A 20,002-nucleotide genomic window follows, 5' to 3' on the forward strand; every position below is an offset into this window, starting at 1 on the left:
AAATCACACTGATCTGCAGTCTTTCTTTTCATTATTATATGAACATATGCTAATATATAGATGTATAAAGAATCAGGGGTGGATATATGGATTATAGAAAACTGGATTCAGAAACGATAGATACTGTCACTCAAACGTTCAAGGCACTCGGAGACCCGACGAGGATACGTATATTGACTTATCTGTCGGGCGACGAACATTCGGTCGGTGACATTTCAAATACATTGGATATTAAACAGTCAACGGTTTCACATCAATTGAAGACGCTTAAAAATCTGAGGCTGGTTAAATCGCGGAGAGAAGGCACCACAATCTATTATTCCCATGATGATGACCACGTCATGCTGATGCTGGATCAGATGATCAGCCATATCGAACATGATTGATTTTTCGTTTAGGAGGTATTGTTATGAGTCATGATCATTCGCATGATGCGAATAAAAAGACATTGTTCTTTGCGTTTATCATCATTACATTTTTCATGATCATCGAAGCCATCGGAGGTTTCCTGACGAACAGTCTGGCACTTCTGGCGGATGCCGGTCATATGCTGAGTGATGCGATTTCACTCGGTGTTGCGGTGGTTGCCCTGACACTCGGTGAAAGGGTCGCAAACTACAGTAAGACATACGGCTATAAACGGTTTGAAATACTCGCCGCCGTGTTCAACGGCGTCACTTTAATATTGATTTCAGGATTCATATTTTACGAAGCGATCGGCAGGTTCCAAAACCCGCCGGAAGTGGCATCATTCGGCATGCTCGGCATCGCGGCAATCGGTCTCGTTGTCAATATCATCGTCGCATGGATGCTGATGCGGAGCGGCAGTACCCAGGATAACCTGAATATGAGAGCCGCGTTCCTTCACGTATTAGGGGACATGCTCGGTTCCGTCGGCGCCATCATTGCTGCGCTCCTGATGATTTTCTTCAACTGGGGCATTGCCGACCCGCTTGCCAGTGTCATTGTCGCTGTGCTCATCCTGATCAGCGGCTGGCGGGTGACGAAAGACGCGCTGCACGTCCTGATGGAAGGCACACCGGTCAATGTCGACCTCGAAGCCATCGTCCGGAGGATCAAAGCTTTCGATGAAGTGAAAGGTATACATGACCTGCATGCGTGGACAATCACAAGCGGTATGAACGCGCTGTCCGCCCACGTCGTTGTAGACGGGGCTATGACAGTATTAGAAAGTCAGGCACTGCTTCATAAAATCGAACACGAACTGGAAGAGAATGATATCGGGCACGTCACGATTCAGATTGAATGTGAAGACCACAGCCACGGCACGGAAGTCATCTGTGATATGGCTTTCCGGACGGAATCAGATCATCACCACGGCCATGCCCATTAAAAATAAAGGCTTAAATCCTGTTGAGAGGATCTAAGCCTTTTCATTTATCAGTTTCACGATGAAATCGGAAGCGGATGTCAGCTCTTCAGAGGAATAGGGCAGTGCTTTTGTGGAATCCATAAGAAACCGTGACAGTTCATCAGGGCTCATCTCTTCAGATTTCATAAACGCTCTGTATCTGTCTTTCGTATAGCCGTCCAGATCGAAATATGCACGGACTGAATCCATATCGTAGTGATGGGCTGCCTGGAGGACGACAAGCATGGTGAAGTGGTTCAGATAATAGATGGACAACGGGAGATCTCCCATTTCATCCCGGGCGTAATTCGCCAGCAGATAATAGCATTTGACTGCGGTGTATTTGTTTTCATCATTGATATGATCATGGACTTTCTCTTCTAAATAACCTATAGCAATCTGATGGTCGGCCAGATTTTGATGATCCAGATAAAATTCATAGACTTCATGCACATCAAAGCTGCCGTTGAAATGGAAATAGTTTAAAAAGCGGGTCTGACTGTAAAAATTGGACCACCCTTCAGAAAGTTTATAGACATTTTTTAAGGGAACATCCGTGAAATCAATTTCTGTTGCATACTGAAGAATCCTTTTGATGAGTTCGGGTTTATTTCCTGAAACTTTGAATCCGGAATCTTTTAAAATGTATTTCAGTTCAAATGCCCTTAACTTTTGGAGGGTTTCAGGCAGGCTGTCATCCTCATAGATCACACCTGCATCTAAAAGACGCCGCACGAGATCCGCCGGCTGCCGGTCATACTGGAACTGCCAGAAATCATATTTATGTACTTCTTCAGTTGTTCTGTCAGTAATATAGTGCATGAAAAGGACTTCCACCGCACCCAGTTTCAAATTCATCACCTCTTTGAAAACCCATATGTATTATAAATAAAAGCACCGGGAATTTCCCGATGCTTCCAGTATCATTTTTTATAGTCATACTCATTGGAGTCATAATCGTATTCATTTTTTACTGCAGGGTCAGCAGCTTTCTTTATTTGATTGTCATCATTTACTGATCTGTAATCATATTCATGACCATTCTCAGTGTCTTTAAGGGTGATATCATTATCAGCTTCGATATCTTTACTTTTTGAAGCGGGGCCGTAATCAGATGAATAGGCGCCTGACACTTCCGCAGCCCGGTTCTGCGCATCGAGCCTTTCATTCTGCGCAGCTTGTGCTTCCATTGCCTGTGCATCCTGCTGCTGGGTTTCATGATATTCACGAGCTTCTTCCTGTACATATCCATCTTCATCAGCCGCATGATCTTCTTTAAGCAAAAGAATTTCTTTTCTGTCCAGAGCATATTTGAAGTGCTCTTTTTCACTGTCTGTGATATCGAATCCGCCCAGAACTTTGTCTTTCGGATCGTCATCGGAAAACATTGAGACGAATTTGTCCCATGTCGTACCTTCAGAATTTTTAAAGTTCACGCTTCTATATTTCAAATAGGCATCTTCAAGCTTTTGTTTGGATATCACCGTAATTTCATTTTCTTCAAAACCTTCCGTACGCAGCTGTTCAATTCTTTCCATTAAATCCTGTTCCGCAGCAAATTTCTCAAAGCGGCTCATCATCAACCCTCCAGATAATATAATGATCTCATTGTATTATTTTACCCCTTTTAAAACCGCATAAACTTGACTGAAATAAAAAAATCCCCGGTTGGTTTACCAGGGGACGGTTATATAATCTAGCCTTGTCTGATTCCGTATTCATCTTCTTCAGGCTGCATATTGACGACATTATCTTTGACTGTATGATAATAATTTCTTTCTTCTTCTTTTTCCTCTTCTTCTTCTAATATGGCATCCACTTTGGCATGCTGAACTTCTTCTTCCTCAAGTTCAAGTTCTTCATCATAGTCTGTGACGTAAGTGCTCATGTCTATGCGGTGAGTGTCTTCGTCAGTTCTGATCTCATTGACCGGCTTCTCTTTTTTCTGTGCCACTTCCGTAGTGACGGTAATGCCGTCATAATCTTTTGTCACCGTTTCGCGTTCTTTTTCTTTGATCATTTCATCCGACCTCTTTTCTTCATCATCTGAAATACTGCCTGTTTTACTTATTGTATCTTCGGCTGCATCACGGGATTCATCTGTGGAACTGTCAGCACTGTTTTCATGCGCTTCTTCCACTTCTTCAGTGTGTGACAGACCTCTCACGAACAATAAAATACTTCCCTCATCCAAAGCTTTGTCATACTTGACTTTATTATCTCCGGACAGATTGAGCTGGTCCATGACACGCGTGCCTGCGTCATCATCACCGAACTTTGAAGCGAAACGGTCCCACAATGTACCATGAGATTTTTTGAAGTTGACAGACGTGTAGTAAATGATGGAGTGATTGTCCAGCTTGTCATCTGAAACGACTGTAATATCCTCATCTTTTATATCATCGATACGCAGCTGGTCAATACGTCTGAACAACTGCTCTTCATCATTAAACACTTCAAACTGACTCATTTACAGCCCTCCTGATTATGCTTTTAACGTTATTATACAGTATCATTCTTATAAAATAAGGTGTCATGTTTGTATGAAATGTTAACTTTGGGTGAACAAAGTAACTTTTGATAGTCCACTTCAGCTGATATGCTTTTTATTCGCATGATCCGAACCGACACGATTTTTAAAGTATGCGATGTGCCTTTTGCCGAGATGGACGGCCATACCGGCAAGAACGAAGAGCCAGACACCTGCCGCTCCGAATATTGTAATGTAAGGAATAATCATTAAAAATTCCATTTCCAGAACAATGGACAGGTGGATTGTACCTATCGTATACATTGCGACTGGAAAAGCCATGGCCCACATTTCCGGAGTGTAGGAGAGTGGATAGCGGCGCACGATGTGACGCCATATACCGAGAGTGATCAGAAGTGGAATCCACCATGAACCGAGCACCCAGAAAAACAGTGTAAACCCTTTGATGAAGATCTCAAGTTCAACGATGATGCCTGCACCCGTACCGTGAATCAAGAGGACCGATCCTGCGAGTGTCGTAATCGCAAGCGCCCCCATATTGATCCAGTAGGGCGGTTTTAAGGATGTCTCCTCAATATTGACGAACATCAGACGGTAAAATATAAATGCGATGATATTCAGATACAGCATACATCCGAGAAGGAAGTGACACAATGAAATGAACAGGATGATTTCACTGAATATGCCGATACCCGGTGTAATCAGCGTTCCAAGCACAGCAATCGACTGTGTCGAGACGACGACCAGAAGCCATCCGCCGTTTACGGACTCGTCGATTAACGGCTTCACTTTCTTTACGATGATCAGTGTGAAGAAAGTGTACATCAAAATGATCCACAGTAAAAATGCGATGCTCCAGAATAAAAACCCCCATACGATCAATCCTTTAATGACCACCAGCTGGGTACCGAGCACTTCGGTGCCGGCGATCAAAGTGAAGAAACCGGGTCCTTTTCCGTGATCGGATATATCCTGTAAAAATTCATCAGTATTCAATAAAAGTCTGATGATATTCAATGACAGCAGGACAATATATATGAAGATATTCAAGTAAATAAGAAGTTCAGCTGCGATTTCCAGACCCAGATACCAGAATGACAGTGATAATGCACCCGTTGCCATGACCATCGCAAAATAGCCCGGGAACAGATGGCGGGACTGGCGCTTTAAAAATTCCAGCAAAATATCCACTCTTTCTTATGTAATAATATAAAAGACAACCTATTAATAATATAGGAAAAAGTGAATTATTTCAACTTGGGGAATTGGTCATTCATCGTGCTTTTCCAACTGCCGTTCGCGCGTTTCCTGGATCAGCCATTTGCTGTTATTTTCAGCCTCAAGCCGTTTATTGTCCGCTTTGATGCGGTCCAGAACAGTGCGCATCTCTTCGTTTTCAAGCAGGTAGTTCTCCTGCTTCATGCGTTCAAGTTCCAATTCCTTATCGATATGGTCGAGTCTGATCAGTTCCATATCCTTTTTGTGGTTCAAATAATTTTTAATGACACCGGCCATTATGGCTGCCACTATTATGAATACCCATCCCACTTTTGATAACCTCCTTTAAGAAAGCAGGAGGAATCACCAGCCTGTTTTCTTATACAGTCTTTTCATCAGAATTTTCCAACTGGTGTTCGCGTGTTTCCTGAATCAGCCATTTGCTGTCCTTTTCCGCTTCGAGCCGCTTATTGTCCGCTTTGATGCGGTCCAGCACCGACTGCATTTCTTCATTTTCAAGGAGGTAGTTTTCCTGTCTCAGCCGTTCAAGTTCTATCTCCTTATCAATATGATCGAGCTTCATTTTTTCCATTTTCCTGCGGTGCTTCAAATAATCTCCGATGACGCCGGCGAGTATGCCTGCCAGCACGATGAAGAGTATCCACATGATAAAGCCCCCTTATCTTCCTATTTCATTTGACTTAAGACCACCCCGAGAATGACACCGAAAGACATCCCCAGGGCGATGCCCATAGCGATATTGTCCATAAGGATCCCGATGAATACACCGATGATCGGGCCGAATGCAATGCCCAGTGCAAGGCGATTGTTGTCAATATCGTCATTTTCTTCTGTTTCATCTTCAATCGATTCATTTTTTTCATGTTGATTCTCTTTGTAATCAGTCATGACAAATCCTCCTGAAAGAAACAATTTTCACTTTAATCATACCAGAAATACGTCTATAAAAATATAAAAAAAAACCGGCACAAAAGCCCTGAAGCAATAAAAGAACCGGCCTGGACATCTTGATTTTAAGATATCCAGGCCGGTTTTGCCGGTTTGATCAGAGTAAATACTGATCTCCAATTTTCCTCAACTCTCCAGTGACCGGTTTCCTTCTTTGGATAATATATAATCTTTGTAATCTTCAACGTCAATGTGTTTTTTGATTTCCCGCTCCAAACTTCTGATATGATTCAACTTCGCTATGCTGCTCATCGTGCTGACCGGTTTGTATGCTTTCCAATCGTCCAATTCTGAAAATAGTTCGCGTACGTTTTTCATTTGATTCCCACCTTTTTATTTTTTCAAATAAAATAGCTCTTCCTGAATTAAGAAGAGCTTTAACACGACTTCTTATCATCCAGTTATAACAACTGTTGGATTTGGCACATCGCTTTTACAAGCTGTTGCCGGAGTTTCACAGGGCCAAGTCCCTTCACTCACTCTTAATAAGAGAACTATTTTATTTGATTGTATTATACTGCCTGGCTTTAATTATTTCATCTTATTTGCCTATTTGATGATCAGTCATACTGGAACTGGTCGACGTACTGCCTGTACTCCTCGATCCATCCGAACTGCGGCCAGTCGTTGCCGTCCTCATTCTCCTGCGGTTCACCCGGCGTCGAACGGCCGAGGCGGATGTACTCCGCAAGCGATGCGACCATGTCCTCGACAAGATCCGGATGTTCATCTATCAGGTTGTTTTCCTCACGTATGTCCGCCTCGAGGTCATACAGCTCGGCCGGCTTGAAGGAAGGCTGTTCACCGCGCTCCATCTGCTTCTGCGTGACCATCATGCCGCCGCCTTCTTCAACGAGGTCGAGCTTCCATTTCCCGCGGCGTATGGCGAGCCCGCCGTTGGCCGAGGAGTGGACGACATCCTCCCGGACCTCCTCCGCCCGGCCTTCGAATATCGGCGACAGTGAATAGGAATCCTCCGCCGCATCATCCGGCACCTCCGCATCAATCAGTTCGGCGATCGTGCGGTACAGGTCGGATAGGCTGATCAAGTGATTTGAAATTCCACCGGCCTCGATGGCGGGCGGGTAAGAAACGATCGTCGGCTCCCTGTGGCCGCCTTCCCATATATCGCCTTTCGCGCCCTTGAATATATGGTTCGGGTAGTGTCCTTTGGCATGCAGCGCCTCGAAGCCGGCCACGCCCGAAGCCCCGTTGTCGCTCGTGAAGATGAAGATCGTCTCTTCGAATACATCTTTTTCTTTGAGTTTGTCGATGATCTCCCCGACATAATGGTCGAGCTGCAGGATGAAGTCGCCGTACAGGCCGATGCCGGATTTCCCTTTGAATTCCTTATTTGGCAATAAAGGCCCGTGGACGAGGTGGTTTGGATAGTAGAGGAAGAAAGGATTATCACCCTCCGTGAACTTATCGATCGTCTCAAGCGCCTTCTCCTGCATGACGTCCGGCACTTCCTCGTGGACGAAGTCCGGTGCGATGACGCCATTCTGCCATTTCGTCTGATCATCCGGCCCCAGGCGGTCGAGGTTCGACACGCCCGTCGTGCCGTTCGGTTCCGCCGTCACACGGTCGTTCTCGATGTAGACGAACGGCGGCTGGTCGAGTGAGGCCGGTGTGCCGAAGAAATAATCGAACCCGAGTTCATTCGGGCCGAAGGTGATCGGCTTGGAATAGTCGATATCGAGCCCTTCAAAATCGGCTAGCCCCGCCCGGACGTCGAATATGCCGTCACGGCCGTGGCGTTTCTCCATGCGTGGGAAATCCTCAGGGTCCAGCCCGTACTTCTCGAAGTCCGGCTGATCCGTCAGCTGCCAGCCGAGGCCGAGGTGCCATTTCCCAATGGCCGCGGTCTGGTAGCCCGCGTCTTTAAGCATATGCGCAAGCGTCCGGCGGTCCTCCTCGATCAATGGCATCGAGTCACCAGGCAGGACGTAGCTCTTCAGCTTCGAGCGCCAGTTGTAACGCCCGGTGAGCAGCCCGTAGCGGGACGGCGTGCACAAGGCGGAAGTTGCGTGCGTATTCGTAAATATCATCCCGGACTCCGCCAGACCCTCCAGATGCTTCGTCTTCACTTTGGAATTTTCATTGAAACAGGAGACGTCCCCATACCCGAGATCATCCGCGAAAATCAATACAATGTTCGGTTTCTTTTCAGACATGTCTACACTCCTTAAATATTTGATATTTTCTGTTATCATCGATTATAAAGGAACCCGGAAATCTTATGAAGCGGAACCCCTTATAAGAAGTTGAGGAGGAAAAGCATGAAAGAACATAAAAGCTGCTGCGCCCCGTCAAGGGGAACGGGGGAAATCAGGGAGACACAGGAGATTAAAGATAAAGAAAACCGGGATACTGAAGATATGACGTTCATCCCCGGAGGCACTTTCCTTATGGGCTCGGAGGATCAGGATGCGAACAAAGAGGACCATGAAGGCCCGGTAAGGGAGGTCGAAGTCGACGGTTTTTATATCGATAAGTACCAGGTGAGCAACCGGAAATTCAAGGCGTTCATCGATGAGACGGGTTACGTGACCGATGCGGAGCGGTTCGGCTGGTCGTTCGTGTTCCATATGCTGCTTGCGGAAGTCGATGATAGACATGTGAAAGGGCAGCTGCCGAACACCCCGTGGTGGCTCGCGGTGGAAGGTGCTTCATGGAAACACCCGCACGGACCATCCTCTAACATTGAAGATATCCTGGACCACCCGGTCGTCCATGTGTCGTGGAATGATGCGGAAAGCTACGCCAGATGGGCCGGCAAACGGCTGCCGACAGAGGTGGAATGGGAGTATGCCGCACGCGGCGGACTGGAGCAGAAGCGGTTCCCCTGGGGGAATGAACTCGAACCGGATAAGCATATGTGCAACATCTGGCAGGGTGAATTCCCGATGGATAATACACAAGCCGACGGCTACATCGGCACCGCACCAGTCGACGCTTTTGAACCTAACAGCTACGGCCTCTATAACACTTCAGGCAATGTATGGGAGTGGTGCGGCAACTGGTTTGATGACACACGTCAGGCGAAGGGTATATGCGGCGGCTCATACCTCTGCCACCATTCCTACTGTAACCGCTACAGGGTTGCAGCAAGATCGTCCAACACGGTGGACAGCTCGACCGGGAACATGGGATTCAGGACGGTGAAGGGTTAGTAGCGTTCATAATCCTGCTCTGAAACGAGAAAAAGTGAGGACCTTAGCTGGGCCTGCACTTTTTGACGTGGAAGTCAGTTTTTACTGTTGTAGAGATAACCGATCACAGAGCCGAGTCCGGAGCCTGTCACCATGCCGATTATCGTGCTGTCGAACATGCCGCCGAGTGAGATGCCAAAAGCCGTGCCTGCAACGATGCAGATGCCGAGATAGTTGATTTTGTGCTTTGCATTTCCTGTTTCCCTGGTGGCCATTCATATACCTCCCATGGATTTTTACTGCCCGCGCTGTCTGTTCTTTGAATGTGACAATTAACACTTTTAGAGTACCAGATAAACACCGGGAAATAAAATAAAACCATTATGATCTTCAAACGTTCTTCTGGAAGAAAATTCTTAAATTAATCACTTCAAGTTCTTTCTCAAAATATTCATGATTCTTTCTATTGTTAATATTCAAATAATTCTGTAAAAGTTGTTGACTATATATCATATATCATATATGATATGGAATATATTAATGAAAGGGCTTACATATAGTTTCTTCAATATATGTATTAGATCTTAAGTCTGAAAGTGAAGGAGATAAAGAGTATGCAAACGTTCCTTACGAAAAAAGAGGCGATATATAATACTTTGAAACAGAGAATTTATAATGAAGATTATAAATTTGGAGAAAAACTAGTGATTAGTAAGTTAGCTAAAGAATTTGGCAGTAGTGAAATACCCATCAGAGAAGCATTAAACCAGTTGGAGGCTGATAGTTTAATAGATATAAAACCCCATGTAGGCGCTCGTATTAAAACTCTTTCATCAAAAGAAATTAAAAACATCTTTGATGTCAGAACTGAATTAGAGTCTTTAGCAACAAAGCTTGCAGCAGAGCATTTGAAAGCCGAAGATTTTAAAGAACTCAGAGATATAATTGATAACTCGAAAAGTGTATATCTAGACCATGATTATGAGAAATATAGAGCCTTAAATTTTGATTTTCATATGAAAATCTATAAGAGATGTGAGAATGAGTATCTTTTAAACTTAATTAAAGACTTATGGATGAATTCAAGCCGATATCCTATGGTTTTTGATAAAAATGACACTTTTATTGAAGAATCTTTACAAGAACATGAGGATATTTATCAAGCATTAAAAAATAGAGATGGTGAGAAAGCTAAACAAATTACCTCAAAACACAAAACGAGAGCAGCTAAAGAAATCATAAGATTAGCCAAGGAAAAGTACCAAGATGCTTAAATAATATATAGAAGGTGGATGTTATGAAGCTAGTTTCATTTAATAAAGGTGACCAGATTGGTGTTGGTGTGGTACAAGGTAACAATGTAATTGATATAAGTTACGAATATTCTGACATGCTAAGTATTATTGAAGGAAATGAAGAAGCTCTCAATAATATTAAAGAACAGCTCTTGTTAAGAAAGAAGGTATATCCACTTCAAGAAGATGATTTGGTTGCACCTATTCCAGAAGCGAAAAGAAATATAATTTGTGTAGGATGGAATTATTTAAAGCATTTTAATGAAAGAACTCAACAAGATATCCAATTACCAAACCATCCTAATGTATTTACTAAAGCAACTGAAACAATCACCGGTCCCAACTCGGATATTCCTATATCAGATAAAATTACTAAAGAATTTGATTATGAGGCTGAATTAGCCGTGATTATAGGAAAAGGTGGTTCAGATATATCTGAAAAAGATGCATTGGATCATGTCTTTGGTTACACAGTAGCCAATGATATGAGTGCTCGTGATTTGCAACATTCTAGAGGAGGGCAATGGTTTTTAGGGAAGAGCATAAATAATTCTTGTCCAATAGGACCTTGGATCGTAACAAAAGATGAACTTTCTGATCCTCAGAGTCTTGAAATTAAATGTACTGTAAACGGAAATGTTGTCCAATCAAGTAACACGAGTCTAATGATATTTTCTATAAAACAGATTATTTCCGATATATCTTCGATTATGAAATTATTACCTGGCGATATAATTCTCACTGGTACTCCAGAAGGAATAGGAGCTAAACGAAATCCGCCATTATTTCTTTTTCCTGGAGATACGGTGGAAGTTGAGATAGAAGAGATAGGTAAAATTAAAAACAAAGTTGTAAAAACTCAGAAGCTAAAAGAGATAAACATAGTGAATATTTAATAGGTACAGGAGGTAGCAAGATGAAGAATACAAAGAAATATAGTCAATTAAAGGTAGTTAAAGCAGAAGAGTTAGTTGAACAGACTGCTCAAACTGATAATTTACCTAGAAGGACAGGTGTAGATGCTGAGAGTTTATGGATGGGCAAAGTCACTGGAGCTCCTAATAAAGACTCAGGAGCTCATCACCATGGTGAAGCTACAACAGGTGGATATATATTAAGTGGTAACACAAGAATTTTATTTGGAGAAGATTTTAAAGAGTATGTAGATCTCGGGCCAGGTGACTTTTTGGAAGTTCCACCGTACGTACCTCATATTGAAAGAAACTTGAGTGAAAAAGAACCTGTTGTATTTATTACAACCCGTAATCCTTCCAATATAGTAGTGAACCTAGATACAGAAGAAAAAATAGCTGAAGCTTTTAATAGACCTGGGCTTAAACCAATTATGGTAAAAAGAGGGGAAGATTTAGATGAAGAAACGAGTCAAACCGCATACTTAAAAAGACAGACAGGTGTAGATGCTGATAATTTATGGATGGGTAAAGTCATTGGAGTACCAGGGCATGAATCAGGAAAACACCACCATGGAAATACAGAAACTGCAGGGTATATTCTAAAAGGTAAAACAACTATTCTCTATGGTGATGATTACAGCGAGTCTGTGAATCTCAGTCCAGGAGATTTTATATATATCCCACCAAATTTAAAACATATTGAAAAGAATGAACATGAAGAACCTGTTATTTTTATCACTTCCAGAAATCCTAATAACACTGTAGTAAATTTGGATGAATAAAGGTCATTCTATAATCAAAATTCAAAAATAATCAATAAAAATTTAAAGGGGAAAAACTCAATGAAAAAATTTAAAAACTTATATTTACTGTTTTTAGTCGCAAGTGTTATGACAATTTTAGCAGCATGCGGAGGGGAGAATACTTCAGAGGAGTCAGAAGCTTCGGAGACGGAAAGCACAGGAGAAACTAAAACTATACGTACAGGCACTACTTTAGGTCCTGAACACTCTGTATTTTTAGGATTAGAAGAATTTAAGAAACTTGTAGAAGAAAGGTCTGAAGGTTCTATAGTCGTAGAAAATCATCATAGTGCTGCTTTAGGGGATGACCGTACTATGACTGAAGCTCTTCAATTTGGCACTCAAGAAGTGACGACGCCAGCAACTGCCTCATTAGTGGGTTTTGTTCCAGAACTTAGTATTTTCGATTTTCCATTTTTGTTTCCTGACGAGGAGATAGCGCACGAAGTCTTGAATGGGGAAGTTGGTCAAAAGTTACTTGATAAATTAGAAGAACAAGATCTCGTAGGCCTAGGTTACTTAGAAATGGGCTTCCGTAATTTAACAAATGATGTTCGTCCAGTAGAAAATGCAGATGACTGGAAAGGGCTCACAATTCGTGCAATGCCAAATGAAGTTTATGAAGATACTTTTGAAGCGTTAGATGCAAACCCAACACCACTTGCTTTTCCCGAGCTATTTACAGCGATGCAACAAGGTACTGTAGATGCTCAAGAAGGTTTATATTCTGTAGTTTATGATGGTAAATTCCAGCAAGTACAACAATACATTTCGAATACTCAACACACATATAGTCCGTTTATATTTTTAATGAGTAAATCCTTCTATGATGGGTTGACTGAGGAAGAACAAGAAATAGTTCAGACTTCTGCCAAAGAAGCAGCTGAGTTAGTTCGCGAAACTAATCTTGAAAATGATGAAAGAATGCTTGAAGAGTTGATTGCTGATGGAATGGAATATACAGAGGTTACTCCGGAAGCTAGAGAAGAAATGAAAGAAAGAGTACAACCTGTTATTGAAAAATATAGAGAAAAATATGACACAGAATTAGTGGATGAAGTTTATAATGCTGTGGAAGAAGCCCAACAATAATTAAAAATATAAGGAAGGATTTATCATCCTTCCTTTAAAATTTCGTTTTATAGGACTAGGGGTGAAATAATGAAAGTATTGAGGTGGCTAGATAATTACATTGAATTAGTTATATTGGCAGTACTATTTTCTTTAATGGTGATAGTGACGTTTCTACAGGTTATAATGAGATATTTTATGGGCACCTCTCTATCAGGAGCAGAAGAGATTGCTCGCTACAGTTTTATTTGGTTAGTTTATATCGGTACAAGTTATGCATTGAAATATCGAGGTCATATACGAGTTGAAGCTATAACTCTCTTATTTAAAAGAAAAGGTAAATTCTTCTTCGATATAATAGCGAATGTTTTTTTCATCGTATTCGCGCTATACGTTGTATACGTAGGAACAGATTTAGCTGCGGCTCTACTTTCTGGTGGGCAAACTTCTGCTTCTTTACATATACCAATGGGTTTCATTTATATGGCGGCTCCAGTCGGAATGGGATTATCAATTATTAGAATTATCCAAAATATGATAAAAGACTTTAAAAATTTTAAAAATGAAGAAGTTTATTAAAAAGAGCAGGAGAAATCCTTAAAGGGGGAATACGATGGGGACTGCATTAGTTTTACTTGGATCATTTTTTATACTATTAGTTTTAACTGTTCCTATTGGAATAGCACTGGGCTTAGCAACACTTATAACTATTATTTATAGTGGGGATATGCCAGTTGTATTTGTGGCTAGAGAGCTGATAACCTCTGTTGATTCTTTTACGTTATTGGCTGTTCCGTTTTTTATCCTTGCTGGAGAAATTATGGGGAAAGGTGGGATTTCTAATAGGTTATTTAAAGTAGCTAATTCATTAGTAGGTAATAGAACTGGCGGTATTGCTATTGCTACCATAATAACCTGCATGTTCTTCGCAGCTATTTCAGGATCGGGGCCTGCTACAGTGGCTGCTATAGGTGGAATTATGATACCTGCTATGGTAAATGAAGGATATGATAAAAAATTTGCAACAGCAGTGGTTGTTTCAGCTGGTTCATTAGGAGTAATTATCCCCCCTAGTATTCCTATGGTTATCTATGGGGTAGTTGGGGCGGTTTCAATCGGAGATGTGTTTATTGCTGGTATTATTCCAGGAATTTTAGTTGGCGGAGCACTCATGATCTGGTCTTATATTTACTCTAAAAAGATGGGATATAAAGGGACAGACGAAAGAACTTCTATTCGTAAAATAGGAAAGTCAATATGGCAAGCAAAATGGGCACTTTTAATTCCCGTAATTATTTTAGGTGGAATTTATGGCGGCGTTTTCACTCCTACAGAAGCAGCTGTTATAGCAGTAGTGTATGGGCTGATAGTAAGCTTATTCGTTTATAAAGAGTTGAAAGTTAAAAATTTACCAAAAATTATAGCTGATTCAGCTTTAACATCTGCAGTAGTATTGATAATTGTAGGGACAGCTACAGGGTTTGGCAGATTAATGTCTTTTGAACAAATACCTAATCAAATTGCCAACTTTATGTTATCCCTTTCAGAGAACCCAATTGTTATTATTCTCTTGATTACGGTTCTATTGCTTATCATTGGGTGTTTTATGGACACATTGGCTGCGATTATCATCCTTACTCCTATATTATTACCGATCGCAGTAAGTTTAGGATTTGATCCGGTTCACTTTGGTGTCGTTATTGTAGTTAATCTTGCTATTGGATTTATAACACCTCCACTAGGTGTGAATTTATTTGTAGGCTCAAGTATCTCAGGTTTATCTATAGAAACACTGACGAGAGCCACTATGCCATTCTTTGTAGCAATGGTTATCTCTCTAATCATAATTACCTTTGTGCCACAAATTTCAATGATATTTTTAGATTAACCAATAGAGAAGATGGAGTGAAAACATGAGACTTAAAGATAAAGTCGCCTTAGTAACAGGCGCGGGTTCAGGGAATGGTGAAGCAATTGCTGTCGAATATTTGAGACAAGGTGGAAAAGTCATCTTTGCGGATATTAACGAAGTAGCAGCTGAAAAAATCGCCGAAAATTCAGGGTTTTCATCGGAATATTGGTTATCTCATTATATTGATGTCACTGATAGAAGCTCTGTGAATAGTTGTATAAAAGCTGCTTTAGAAAAGTTTGGTCAATTAGATATATTAGTTGCTAATGCTGGAATCACAATTCGAAAAAGCTTTTTGGAAATGACTGATACAGACTTCGATAAAGTTATGAATGTAAATAGTAAAGGTGTCTTTCTATGTAGCCAAGAAGCTGCGAGAGTAATGGCTAAACAGGGGGGTGGTGGAGTGATAATCCACATGGCTTCGATATCCTCCAGAATAGTAGCACAATACAATTCAGTTGCGTATGGGGCCTCTAAAGGTGCAGTTTCTTCCATGACACGTCATATGGCAAAAGATTTAAGCAGTGAAAAGATTCGGGTTAATTCGTTAGCTCCAGGTACTATTTTAACAAACCTTACTAAAGAACGTTTAGAAATAGAAGGTGCAATAGATCAACAATCTCAGAAAATTATGCTTGGCAGAATTGGAGAGGCTAACGAGATTATAGGAGCTGCTGTTTTTTTAGCTTCTGATGAATCCTCTTTTATGACAGGCTCAGAGATTGTCATTGATGGAGGAGAAACTGCACAATAATAAAGCAATCAAAAGTACTGAATCTAAGTTCAAACAGTTTTTAATAAAATACTCTGGATAAAGAATTAATAAGAGTTCTATAAAAGCAGAAATCAGACAGAAATGTTTAGTTTCTGCTTTTATGTTATGAAGGGAATTAGAGAGATAAACTTTCCTTATTTTCTATGGTAAAATATAGAAAATATGTTTTATAACAAGAATTCGTATATCGGGTGTGAACTGTATGGAGCATTTACAAAATAATTTATTGAACGCATATGAACGGGGCTTTATTGATCGCTATACCAGTAAAGTATCACATCATCCACCAGAGTTGATCATCAATACAAAAGAAGAAAATGTACTCTCTCCTATGCTGGATGCATTGGAGTCATGTGAGTCTTTTGTGATTTCTGTAGCCTTTATCACTGAAGGTGGTATTGCTTCCTTAAAGACGGCGCTTTACGAGTTAAATAAGCGCGGTGTCAGAGGAAGAATTATCACGTCTACATATTTGAACTTCAACAAACCGACAGTGTTTAAAGAGCTGCTTAAAATACCAAATATCGATGTGCGCATTACCGATCAGGCAGGCTTTCATGCGAAGGGCTATATATTTGATAACAGCCGGTATTCTACTATGTTTATCGGCAGCTCGAATTTAACGGATTCTGCTTTAAAGAAGAATTATGAATATAACTTAAAGCTCACTTCTTTAGATAACGGGGAAGTCATACATAATTTTAAAGAACAATTTGAAGTGCTTTGGGAAAGTTCTACAGCACTTTCTGACGAGTGGATTAGAGATTATCAGGATTTATATAAAGAGCTGAAGCATGACGATAAAGTACTGCATTTAATCGAGAATAAACAACCTTATCGCTATACAAACAATGATCCAAAAGAAGTTACCCCGAATATCATGCAGAAAGAAGCATTGGAATCATTAAAAGGTTTGAGGTTAAGGGGAGAAGATAAAGGGCTCATTGTTTCTGCTACAGGTACCGGTAAGACATACTTATCTGCTTTTGATGTAAAACAGTTCAATCCTGAACGGGTGTTATTTATCGCACACCGTGAACAGATTCTACAGAAGTCATTACAGGATTATCGGGATTTAGTTGATTCGGAGCCTCAAAACTTTGGAATTTACAGCGGGACTGCGAGAGATAAAGACGCACAGTATCTTTTTGCGACAGTGCAGACACTATCAAGAGAAGATCACCTGTATCAATTTAACAGAGATGAATTTGATTATATTGTGATAGACGAAGCGCATAGAAGCGGGGCAGATTCATACCATAAAATTATTAATTACTTCACTCCAAAGTTTTTATTAGGTATGACAGCAACGCCTGAGAGAACGGACAATACAGAGATATTTAGTCTGTTTGATTATAATATTGCTTATGAAATCCGGCTTCAAAAAGCGCTTGAAGCGGAAATACTCGCCCCCTTCCATTACTTTGGTGTCACGGATTTTGAAAGTAATGGAGAAACGATTACAGATGATAGTGTGCTAACAGATTTGATCCATGAAGACCGGATCGATCATATTATTGATAAGCTCTACTATTATTCCCATGCCGGTGAAAAAGTCAGAGGATTAATGTTTGTTTCAAACAGGAAAGAAGCGGCAGAACTCTCTAGACTGCTTAACGAGAGAGGGTTTAAAACAAAGTCGTTGACTGGACTGGATTCTCAGGAGGATCGGGATAAGGCGGTAAAACAGCTTGAGAAAAACCAGTTGGATTATTTGATTACAGTAGATATTTTTAACGAAGGCATTGATATCCCATCAGTCAATCAAGTGGTGATGTTGAGACAAACTGAATCAAGTATTATTTTTGTCCAGCAACTTGGCCGAGGCTTAAGGAAACATGAAAGCAAAGAGTTTCTCACTGTGATCGATTTTATTGGTAACTATAAAAATAACTATTTAATCCCCGTTGCTTTAACGGGTGATAAGTCATTTAACAAAGATAATTTACGTCGAAATTTAATGAATCGCAATATGATCTCCGGGGAATCGACGATTAACTTTGAAAGAATTGCACAGGAACGTATCTTTAAGTCAATTTCTAAGAACAGGGCGAGTGATTTAGCAAACATGAGAAAGATGTACGCTTATACAAAAAATAAGCTGGGGCACATTCCGTCACTTGTTGATCTGTATAATGATCAGGACGCGATGAGCCCGATACTCGTATTAAATAAGTTTAATCACTATCCTGCATTTTTGAAGAAGTTAAAGGAGTCCGTGGAGCCTTTAACAAACGGGCAAGATAAGATACTAACATTTTTATCGAAAGAAGTTGTCGATGGTAAAAGAGTGCAGGAAGTACTTTTACTGCAGAACCTGTTCGTAAATGATCATGTCCATAAAGCGGATTTTCAATTGGAGATGCATGAAAAAGGCTACTATATGACTGACCGTACAATGCGCTCTATTTTAAGAATGTTAACATTAGAGTTTTATACAAGTCAGTCAGTTAACAAATATAAATACCCGTTAATTGAAGTGGTTGATAATAAAATTACCTTGAGTAAAGAATTTAATGATGCTTTGAAAGATGACTACTTCAAGACTCATGTCGATGATGTTTTGACACTGGCGGTACTGCATTCAGAAGAATATAACCAGCAGAAACCACTGACTTTGAATGAGAAGTACAGTAGGAAAGACGTCTGCCGAGTATTGAACTGGGATAAGGACGAGTCGAGCGTGATGTATGGGTATAAAAATAAGCATAATACAGTGCCAATATTCATCAACTACAATAAAAGTGAAAACATTGATGAATCAGTGAAATATGATGACCGGTTTTTGGACTCTCATGTTTTTCAGTGGTTTACAAGAAAGGGCACAGATTTAAATTCAAAGATTAATAAAGAAATTATAGAGGATTATAAAAATGACGAAGTGACGCTATATCTTTTTGTGAAAAAAGATGAGGCAGAAGCGGAGCATTACTATTTAGGAGAGGTAGACATCGATTTGGAATCGACTGAAAATGTCGAGGATGGAATAGGGGACGGGCGGCATAAAGTAGCGAGAATGAATTTTATATTAGAACATCCGGTGGAATATAATATTTATCGATTTTTAGAAAGTGGGTATGAGTTTAGCTAAGGGTTTTAAGAAAATATTAGAATAAATATATAGTTACATTAATTGAAAAATATAATCTGTTATAGTAGCAGTAAGAATTAAAGGCTTAATGTATAAAAGAATTCTTTGGAAATTTATAGGTATAAAAGTATGTAAACATTCACTGATATAAATCCACACAAACATTTATACATCTCTAAATCAGGTATTTATTTATTAAAATTAACTAACTACACATGATTAGTGTTTAAAGCTGTAGTATAAACTGAAGTTCAAAAAAATTATGACCAATAGTCAAATACTTTTAGAAGCATCTATATTGATTTTAGCATTTAAAAAAAGACTAAATCATGATTATAAACTCAACAAGAAGGTGAATTATAATGACAATTTTACAAGATAGATTAAATAATTATGGGATCGATTATTGGGATTTTAAAGATAATAAGCGTAATGGGATTCATAAGCTGGCTGGCTATCCAGCCATGATGGTTGCCCCCATGCAATATCAAATAATTAAAGAAATATGTGATAGTGAAAATGATATTACCAATATTCTCGATCCTTTTCATGGATCAGGAACAACTTTGGTTGAAGGAAAGTCTCTTGATCTTGATGTAGTAGGAATTGATATTAATCCGTTAGCAAATGTGTTTCGCAAGTAGAAAGTACATAGAAATGCAATGAAAAATGCAGAGGGTTGCCACCCTGTATCTTTATTGTACATTTAACGTGATTTCGATAATGCATGACTGAGTCGATAGCTTTCACCGGTAAATGATAGCACGTGGGCATGGTGGATGAGCCGATCCACCAGCGCAGCGGTCAGTCGGGCATCGACAAAGATTCTGTTCCATTGACTAAACTCCAGGTTCGAAGTGATGATTAGACTCTTCTGTTCATACCATTCGGAAATGAGCTGGAACAGAAGCTCCGAGCCTTCTTTGCCAAACG

General features: G+C 40.4%; 23 protein-coding genes and 1 riboswitch. Of the genes, 12 read left to right on the forward strand and 11 right to left on the reverse strand.

Annotation, left to right across the window (positions count from 1 at the left end; translation table 11 throughout):
* The first annotated feature begins 86 nt into the window (after positions 1-86).
* On the forward strand, positions 87-386 hold the full coding sequence (locus BO48_RS09550) for an ArsR/SmtB family transcription factor (RefSeq protein WP_496367214.1): 300 nt from the start codon (positions 87-89) through the stop codon (positions 384-386).
* Positions 387-409: 23 nt separating this feature from the next.
* Complete coding sequence (locus BO48_RS09555; protein WP_496367215.1) at positions 410-1,354, forward strand: cation diffusion facilitator family transporter; 945 nt, start codon at positions 410-412, stop codon at positions 1,352-1,354.
* Between the two features lie 30 nt (positions 1,355-1,384).
* On the opposite strand, the gene BO48_RS09560 is transcribed toward BO48_RS09555, so the two are convergent.
* From BO48_RS09560 to BO48_RS09600, 9 genes are all read right to left on the reverse strand, one after another.
* Positions 1,385-2,230 (reverse strand): SAP domain-containing protein, encoded by an 846-nt coding sequence (locus BO48_RS09560; protein WP_496367216.1) that lies wholly within the window; start codon positions 2,228-2,230, stop codon positions 1,385-1,387.
* Between the two features lie 65 nt (positions 2,231-2,295).
* Positions 2,296-2,949, reverse strand: coding sequence for a general stress protein (locus BO48_RS09565; protein ID WP_496367217.1), 654 nt, complete (start codon positions 2,947-2,949; stop codon positions 2,296-2,298).
* Positions 2,950-3,068: 119 nt separating this feature from the next.
* The gene (locus BO48_RS09570; RefSeq protein ID WP_496367219.1) at positions 3,069-3,842 is read right to left on the reverse strand and encodes a general stress protein; all 774 of its coding nucleotides are present in this window, start codon (positions 3,840-3,842) and stop codon (positions 3,069-3,071) included.
* A gap of 120 nt (positions 3,843-3,962) precedes the next feature.
* Positions 3,963-5,054: a tellurite resistance/C4-dicarboxylate transporter family protein gene (locus BO48_RS09575; protein ID WP_496367221.1), complete on the reverse strand. Its 1,092-nt coding sequence runs from the start codon at positions 5,052-5,054 to the stop codon at positions 3,963-3,965.
* A gap of 78 nt (positions 5,055-5,132) precedes the next feature.
* The gene (locus BO48_RS09580; RefSeq protein ID WP_496367223.1) at positions 5,133-5,411 is read right to left on the reverse strand and encodes a hypothetical protein; all 279 of its coding nucleotides are present in this window, start codon (positions 5,409-5,411) and stop codon (positions 5,133-5,135) included.
* 49 nt (positions 5,412-5,460) lie between these two features.
* Positions 5,461-5,748 carry a hypothetical protein gene (locus BO48_RS09585; protein WP_496367224.1) on the reverse strand — a complete coding sequence of 96 codons (288 nt, stop codon included), beginning with the start codon at positions 5,746-5,748 and terminating at the stop codon, positions 5,461-5,463.
* Between the two features lie 20 nt (positions 5,749-5,768).
* On the reverse strand, positions 5,769-5,990 hold the full coding sequence (locus BO48_RS09590) for a glycine zipper domain-containing protein (protein ID WP_496367225.1): 222 nt from the start codon (positions 5,988-5,990) through the stop codon (positions 5,769-5,771).
* A gap of 186 nt (positions 5,991-6,176) precedes the next feature.
* On the reverse strand, positions 6,177-6,368 hold the full coding sequence (locus tag BO48_RS09595; protein ID WP_462422039.1) for a hypothetical protein: 192 nt from the start codon (positions 6,366-6,368) through the stop codon (positions 6,177-6,179).
* A gap of 69 nt (positions 6,369-6,437) precedes the next feature.
* Positions 6,438-6,542, reverse strand: a riboswitch (SAM riboswitch).
* Between the two features lie 68 nt (positions 6,543-6,610).
* Positions 6,611-8,227 (reverse strand): sulfatase family protein, encoded by a 1,617-nt coding sequence (locus tag BO48_RS09600; protein WP_496367226.1) that lies wholly within the window; start codon positions 8,225-8,227, stop codon positions 6,611-6,613.
* A 105-nt stretch (positions 8,228-8,332) separates the two neighbouring features.
* Between BO48_RS09600 and BO48_RS09605 the strand changes: the two genes are divergently transcribed.
* On the forward strand, positions 8,333-9,226 hold the full coding sequence (locus BO48_RS09605) for a formylglycine-generating enzyme family protein (RefSeq protein ID WP_496367227.1): 894 nt from the start codon (positions 8,333-8,335) through the stop codon (positions 9,224-9,226).
* A 74-nt stretch (positions 9,227-9,300) separates the two neighbouring features.
* Here BO48_RS09605 and BO48_RS09610 read toward each other — a convergent pair whose 3' ends face one another.
* Positions 9,301-9,480, reverse strand: a complete 180-nt coding sequence (locus BO48_RS09610) for a hypothetical protein (protein WP_496367229.1) — start codon at positions 9,478-9,480, stop codon at positions 9,301-9,303.
* Positions 9,481-9,819: 339 nt separating this feature from the next.
* Here BO48_RS09610 and BO48_RS09615 point away from each other — a divergent pair, with 339 nt between their 5' ends.
* The 9 genes from BO48_RS09615 to BO48_RS09655 all read left to right on the forward strand — a co-directional run bounded on the left by BO48_RS09615 (position 9,820) and on the right by BO48_RS09655 (position 19,713).
* Positions 9,820-10,479, forward strand: coding sequence for a GntR family transcriptional regulator (locus tag BO48_RS09615; protein ID WP_496367230.1), 660 nt, complete (start codon positions 9,820-9,822; stop codon positions 10,477-10,479).
* 23 nt (positions 10,480-10,502) lie between these two features.
* Positions 10,503-11,396: a fumarylacetoacetate hydrolase family protein gene (locus BO48_RS09620; protein ID WP_496367231.1), complete on the forward strand. Its 894-nt coding sequence runs from the start codon at positions 10,503-10,505 to the stop codon at positions 11,394-11,396.
* Between the two features lie 20 nt (positions 11,397-11,416).
* Positions 11,417-12,196, forward strand: coding sequence for a cupin domain-containing protein (locus BO48_RS09625; protein ID WP_496367232.1), 780 nt, complete (start codon positions 11,417-11,419; stop codon positions 12,194-12,196).
* A gap of 60 nt (positions 12,197-12,256) precedes the next feature.
* On the forward strand, positions 12,257-13,309 hold the full coding sequence (locus BO48_RS09630; RefSeq protein WP_496367233.1) for a TRAP transporter substrate-binding protein: 1,053 nt from the start codon (positions 12,257-12,259) through the stop codon (positions 13,307-13,309).
* A 69-nt stretch (positions 13,310-13,378) separates the two neighbouring features.
* Positions 13,379-13,867, forward strand: a complete 489-nt coding sequence (locus BO48_RS09635) for a TRAP transporter small permease (RefSeq protein ID WP_496367234.1) — start codon at positions 13,379-13,381, stop codon at positions 13,865-13,867.
* 34 nt (positions 13,868-13,901) lie between these two features.
* Entirely contained in the window at positions 13,902-15,176 is a 1,275-nt protein-coding gene (locus BO48_RS09640; protein ID WP_496367235.1) for a TRAP transporter large permease, read from the forward strand.
* Between the two features lie 25 nt (positions 15,177-15,201).
* Complete coding sequence (locus BO48_RS09645; RefSeq protein WP_496367236.1) at positions 15,202-15,957, forward strand: SDR family NAD(P)-dependent oxidoreductase; 756 nt, start codon at positions 15,202-15,204, stop codon at positions 15,955-15,957.
* Between the two features lie 223 nt (positions 15,958-16,180).
* Entirely contained in the window at positions 16,181-19,069 is a 2,889-nt protein-coding gene (locus BO48_RS09650; RefSeq protein WP_496367237.1) for a DEAD/DEAH box helicase, read from the forward strand.
* 362 nt (positions 19,070-19,431) lie between these two features.
* On the forward strand, positions 19,432-19,713 hold the full coding sequence (locus BO48_RS09655) for a DNA methyltransferase (RefSeq protein WP_496367238.1): 282 nt from the start codon (positions 19,432-19,434) through the stop codon (positions 19,711-19,713).
* Positions 19,714-19,775: 62 nt separating this feature from the next.
* On the opposite strand, the gene BO48_RS09660 is transcribed toward BO48_RS09655, so the two are convergent.
* The coding region (locus BO48_RS09660) for an ATP-binding protein (protein WP_496367239.1) at positions 19,776-20,002 on the reverse strand (227 nt) is incomplete at its 5' end.

This window comes from Lacicoccus kunmingensis DSM 17847 (genome assembly GCF_059568765.1).

Excerpts from the sequence above, each read along its gene's own strand:
- BO48_RS09550 (WP_496367214.1), top strand. The coding sequence starts at position 87 with ATGGATTATAGAAAACTGGATTCAGAAACGATAGATACTGTCACTCAA.
- BO48_RS09555 (WP_496367215.1), top strand. The coding sequence starts at position 410 with ATGAGTCATGATCATTCGCATGATGCGAATAAAAAGACATTGTTCTTT.
- BO48_RS09560 (WP_496367216.1), bottom strand. The coding sequence starts at position 2,230 with ATGAATTTGAAACTGGGTGCGGTGGAAGTCCTTTTCATGCACTATATT.
- BO48_RS09565 (WP_496367217.1), bottom strand. The coding sequence starts at position 2,949 with ATGAGCCGCTTTGAGAAATTTGCTGCGGAACAGGATTTAATGGAAAGA.
- BO48_RS09570 (WP_496367219.1), bottom strand. The coding sequence starts at position 3,842 with ATGAGTCAGTTTGAAGTGTTTAATGATGAAGAGCAGTTGTTCAGACGT.
- BO48_RS09585 (WP_496367224.1), bottom strand. The coding sequence starts at position 5,748 with ATGTGGATACTCTTCATCGTGCTGGCAGGCATACTCGCCGGCGTCATC.
- BO48_RS09590 (WP_496367225.1), bottom strand. The coding sequence starts at position 5,990 with ATGACTGATTACAAAGAGAATCAACATGAAAAAAATGAATCGATTGAA.
- BO48_RS09595 (WP_462422039.1), bottom strand. The coding sequence starts at position 6,368 with ATGAAAAACGTACGCGAACTATTTTCAGAATTGGACGATTGGAAAGCA.
- BO48_RS09600 (WP_496367226.1), bottom strand. The coding sequence starts at position 8,227 with ATGTCTGAAAAGAAACCGAACATTGTATTGATTTTCGCGGATGATCTC.
- BO48_RS09605 (WP_496367227.1), top strand. The coding sequence starts at position 8,333 with ATGAAAGAACATAAAAGCTGCTGCGCCCCGTCAAGGGGAACGGGGGAA.
- BO48_RS09610 (WP_496367229.1), bottom strand. The coding sequence starts at position 9,480 with ATGGCCACCAGGGAAACAGGAAATGCAAAGCACAAAATCAACTATCTC.
- BO48_RS09615 (WP_496367230.1), top strand. The coding sequence starts at position 9,820 with ATGCAAACGTTCCTTACGAAAAAAGAGGCGATATATAATACTTTGAAA.
- BO48_RS09620 (WP_496367231.1), top strand. The coding sequence starts at position 10,503 with ATGAAGCTAGTTTCATTTAATAAAGGTGACCAGATTGGTGTTGGTGTG.
- BO48_RS09625 (WP_496367232.1), top strand. The coding sequence starts at position 11,417 with ATGAAGAATACAAAGAAATATAGTCAATTAAAGGTAGTTAAAGCAGAA.
- BO48_RS09630 (WP_496367233.1), top strand. The coding sequence starts at position 12,257 with ATGAAAAAATTTAAAAACTTATATTTACTGTTTTTAGTCGCAAGTGTT.
- BO48_RS09635 (WP_496367234.1), top strand. The coding sequence starts at position 13,379 with ATGAAAGTATTGAGGTGGCTAGATAATTACATTGAATTAGTTATATTG.
- BO48_RS09640 (WP_496367235.1), top strand. The coding sequence starts at position 13,902 with ATGGGGACTGCATTAGTTTTACTTGGATCATTTTTTATACTATTAGTT.
- BO48_RS09645 (WP_496367236.1), top strand. The coding sequence starts at position 15,202 with ATGAGACTTAAAGATAAAGTCGCCTTAGTAACAGGCGCGGGTTCAGGG.
- BO48_RS09650 (WP_496367237.1), top strand. The coding sequence starts at position 16,181 with ATGGAGCATTTACAAAATAATTTATTGAACGCATATGAACGGGGCTTT.
- BO48_RS09655 (WP_496367238.1), top strand. The coding sequence starts at position 19,432 with ATGACAATTTTACAAGATAGATTAAATAATTATGGGATCGATTATTGG.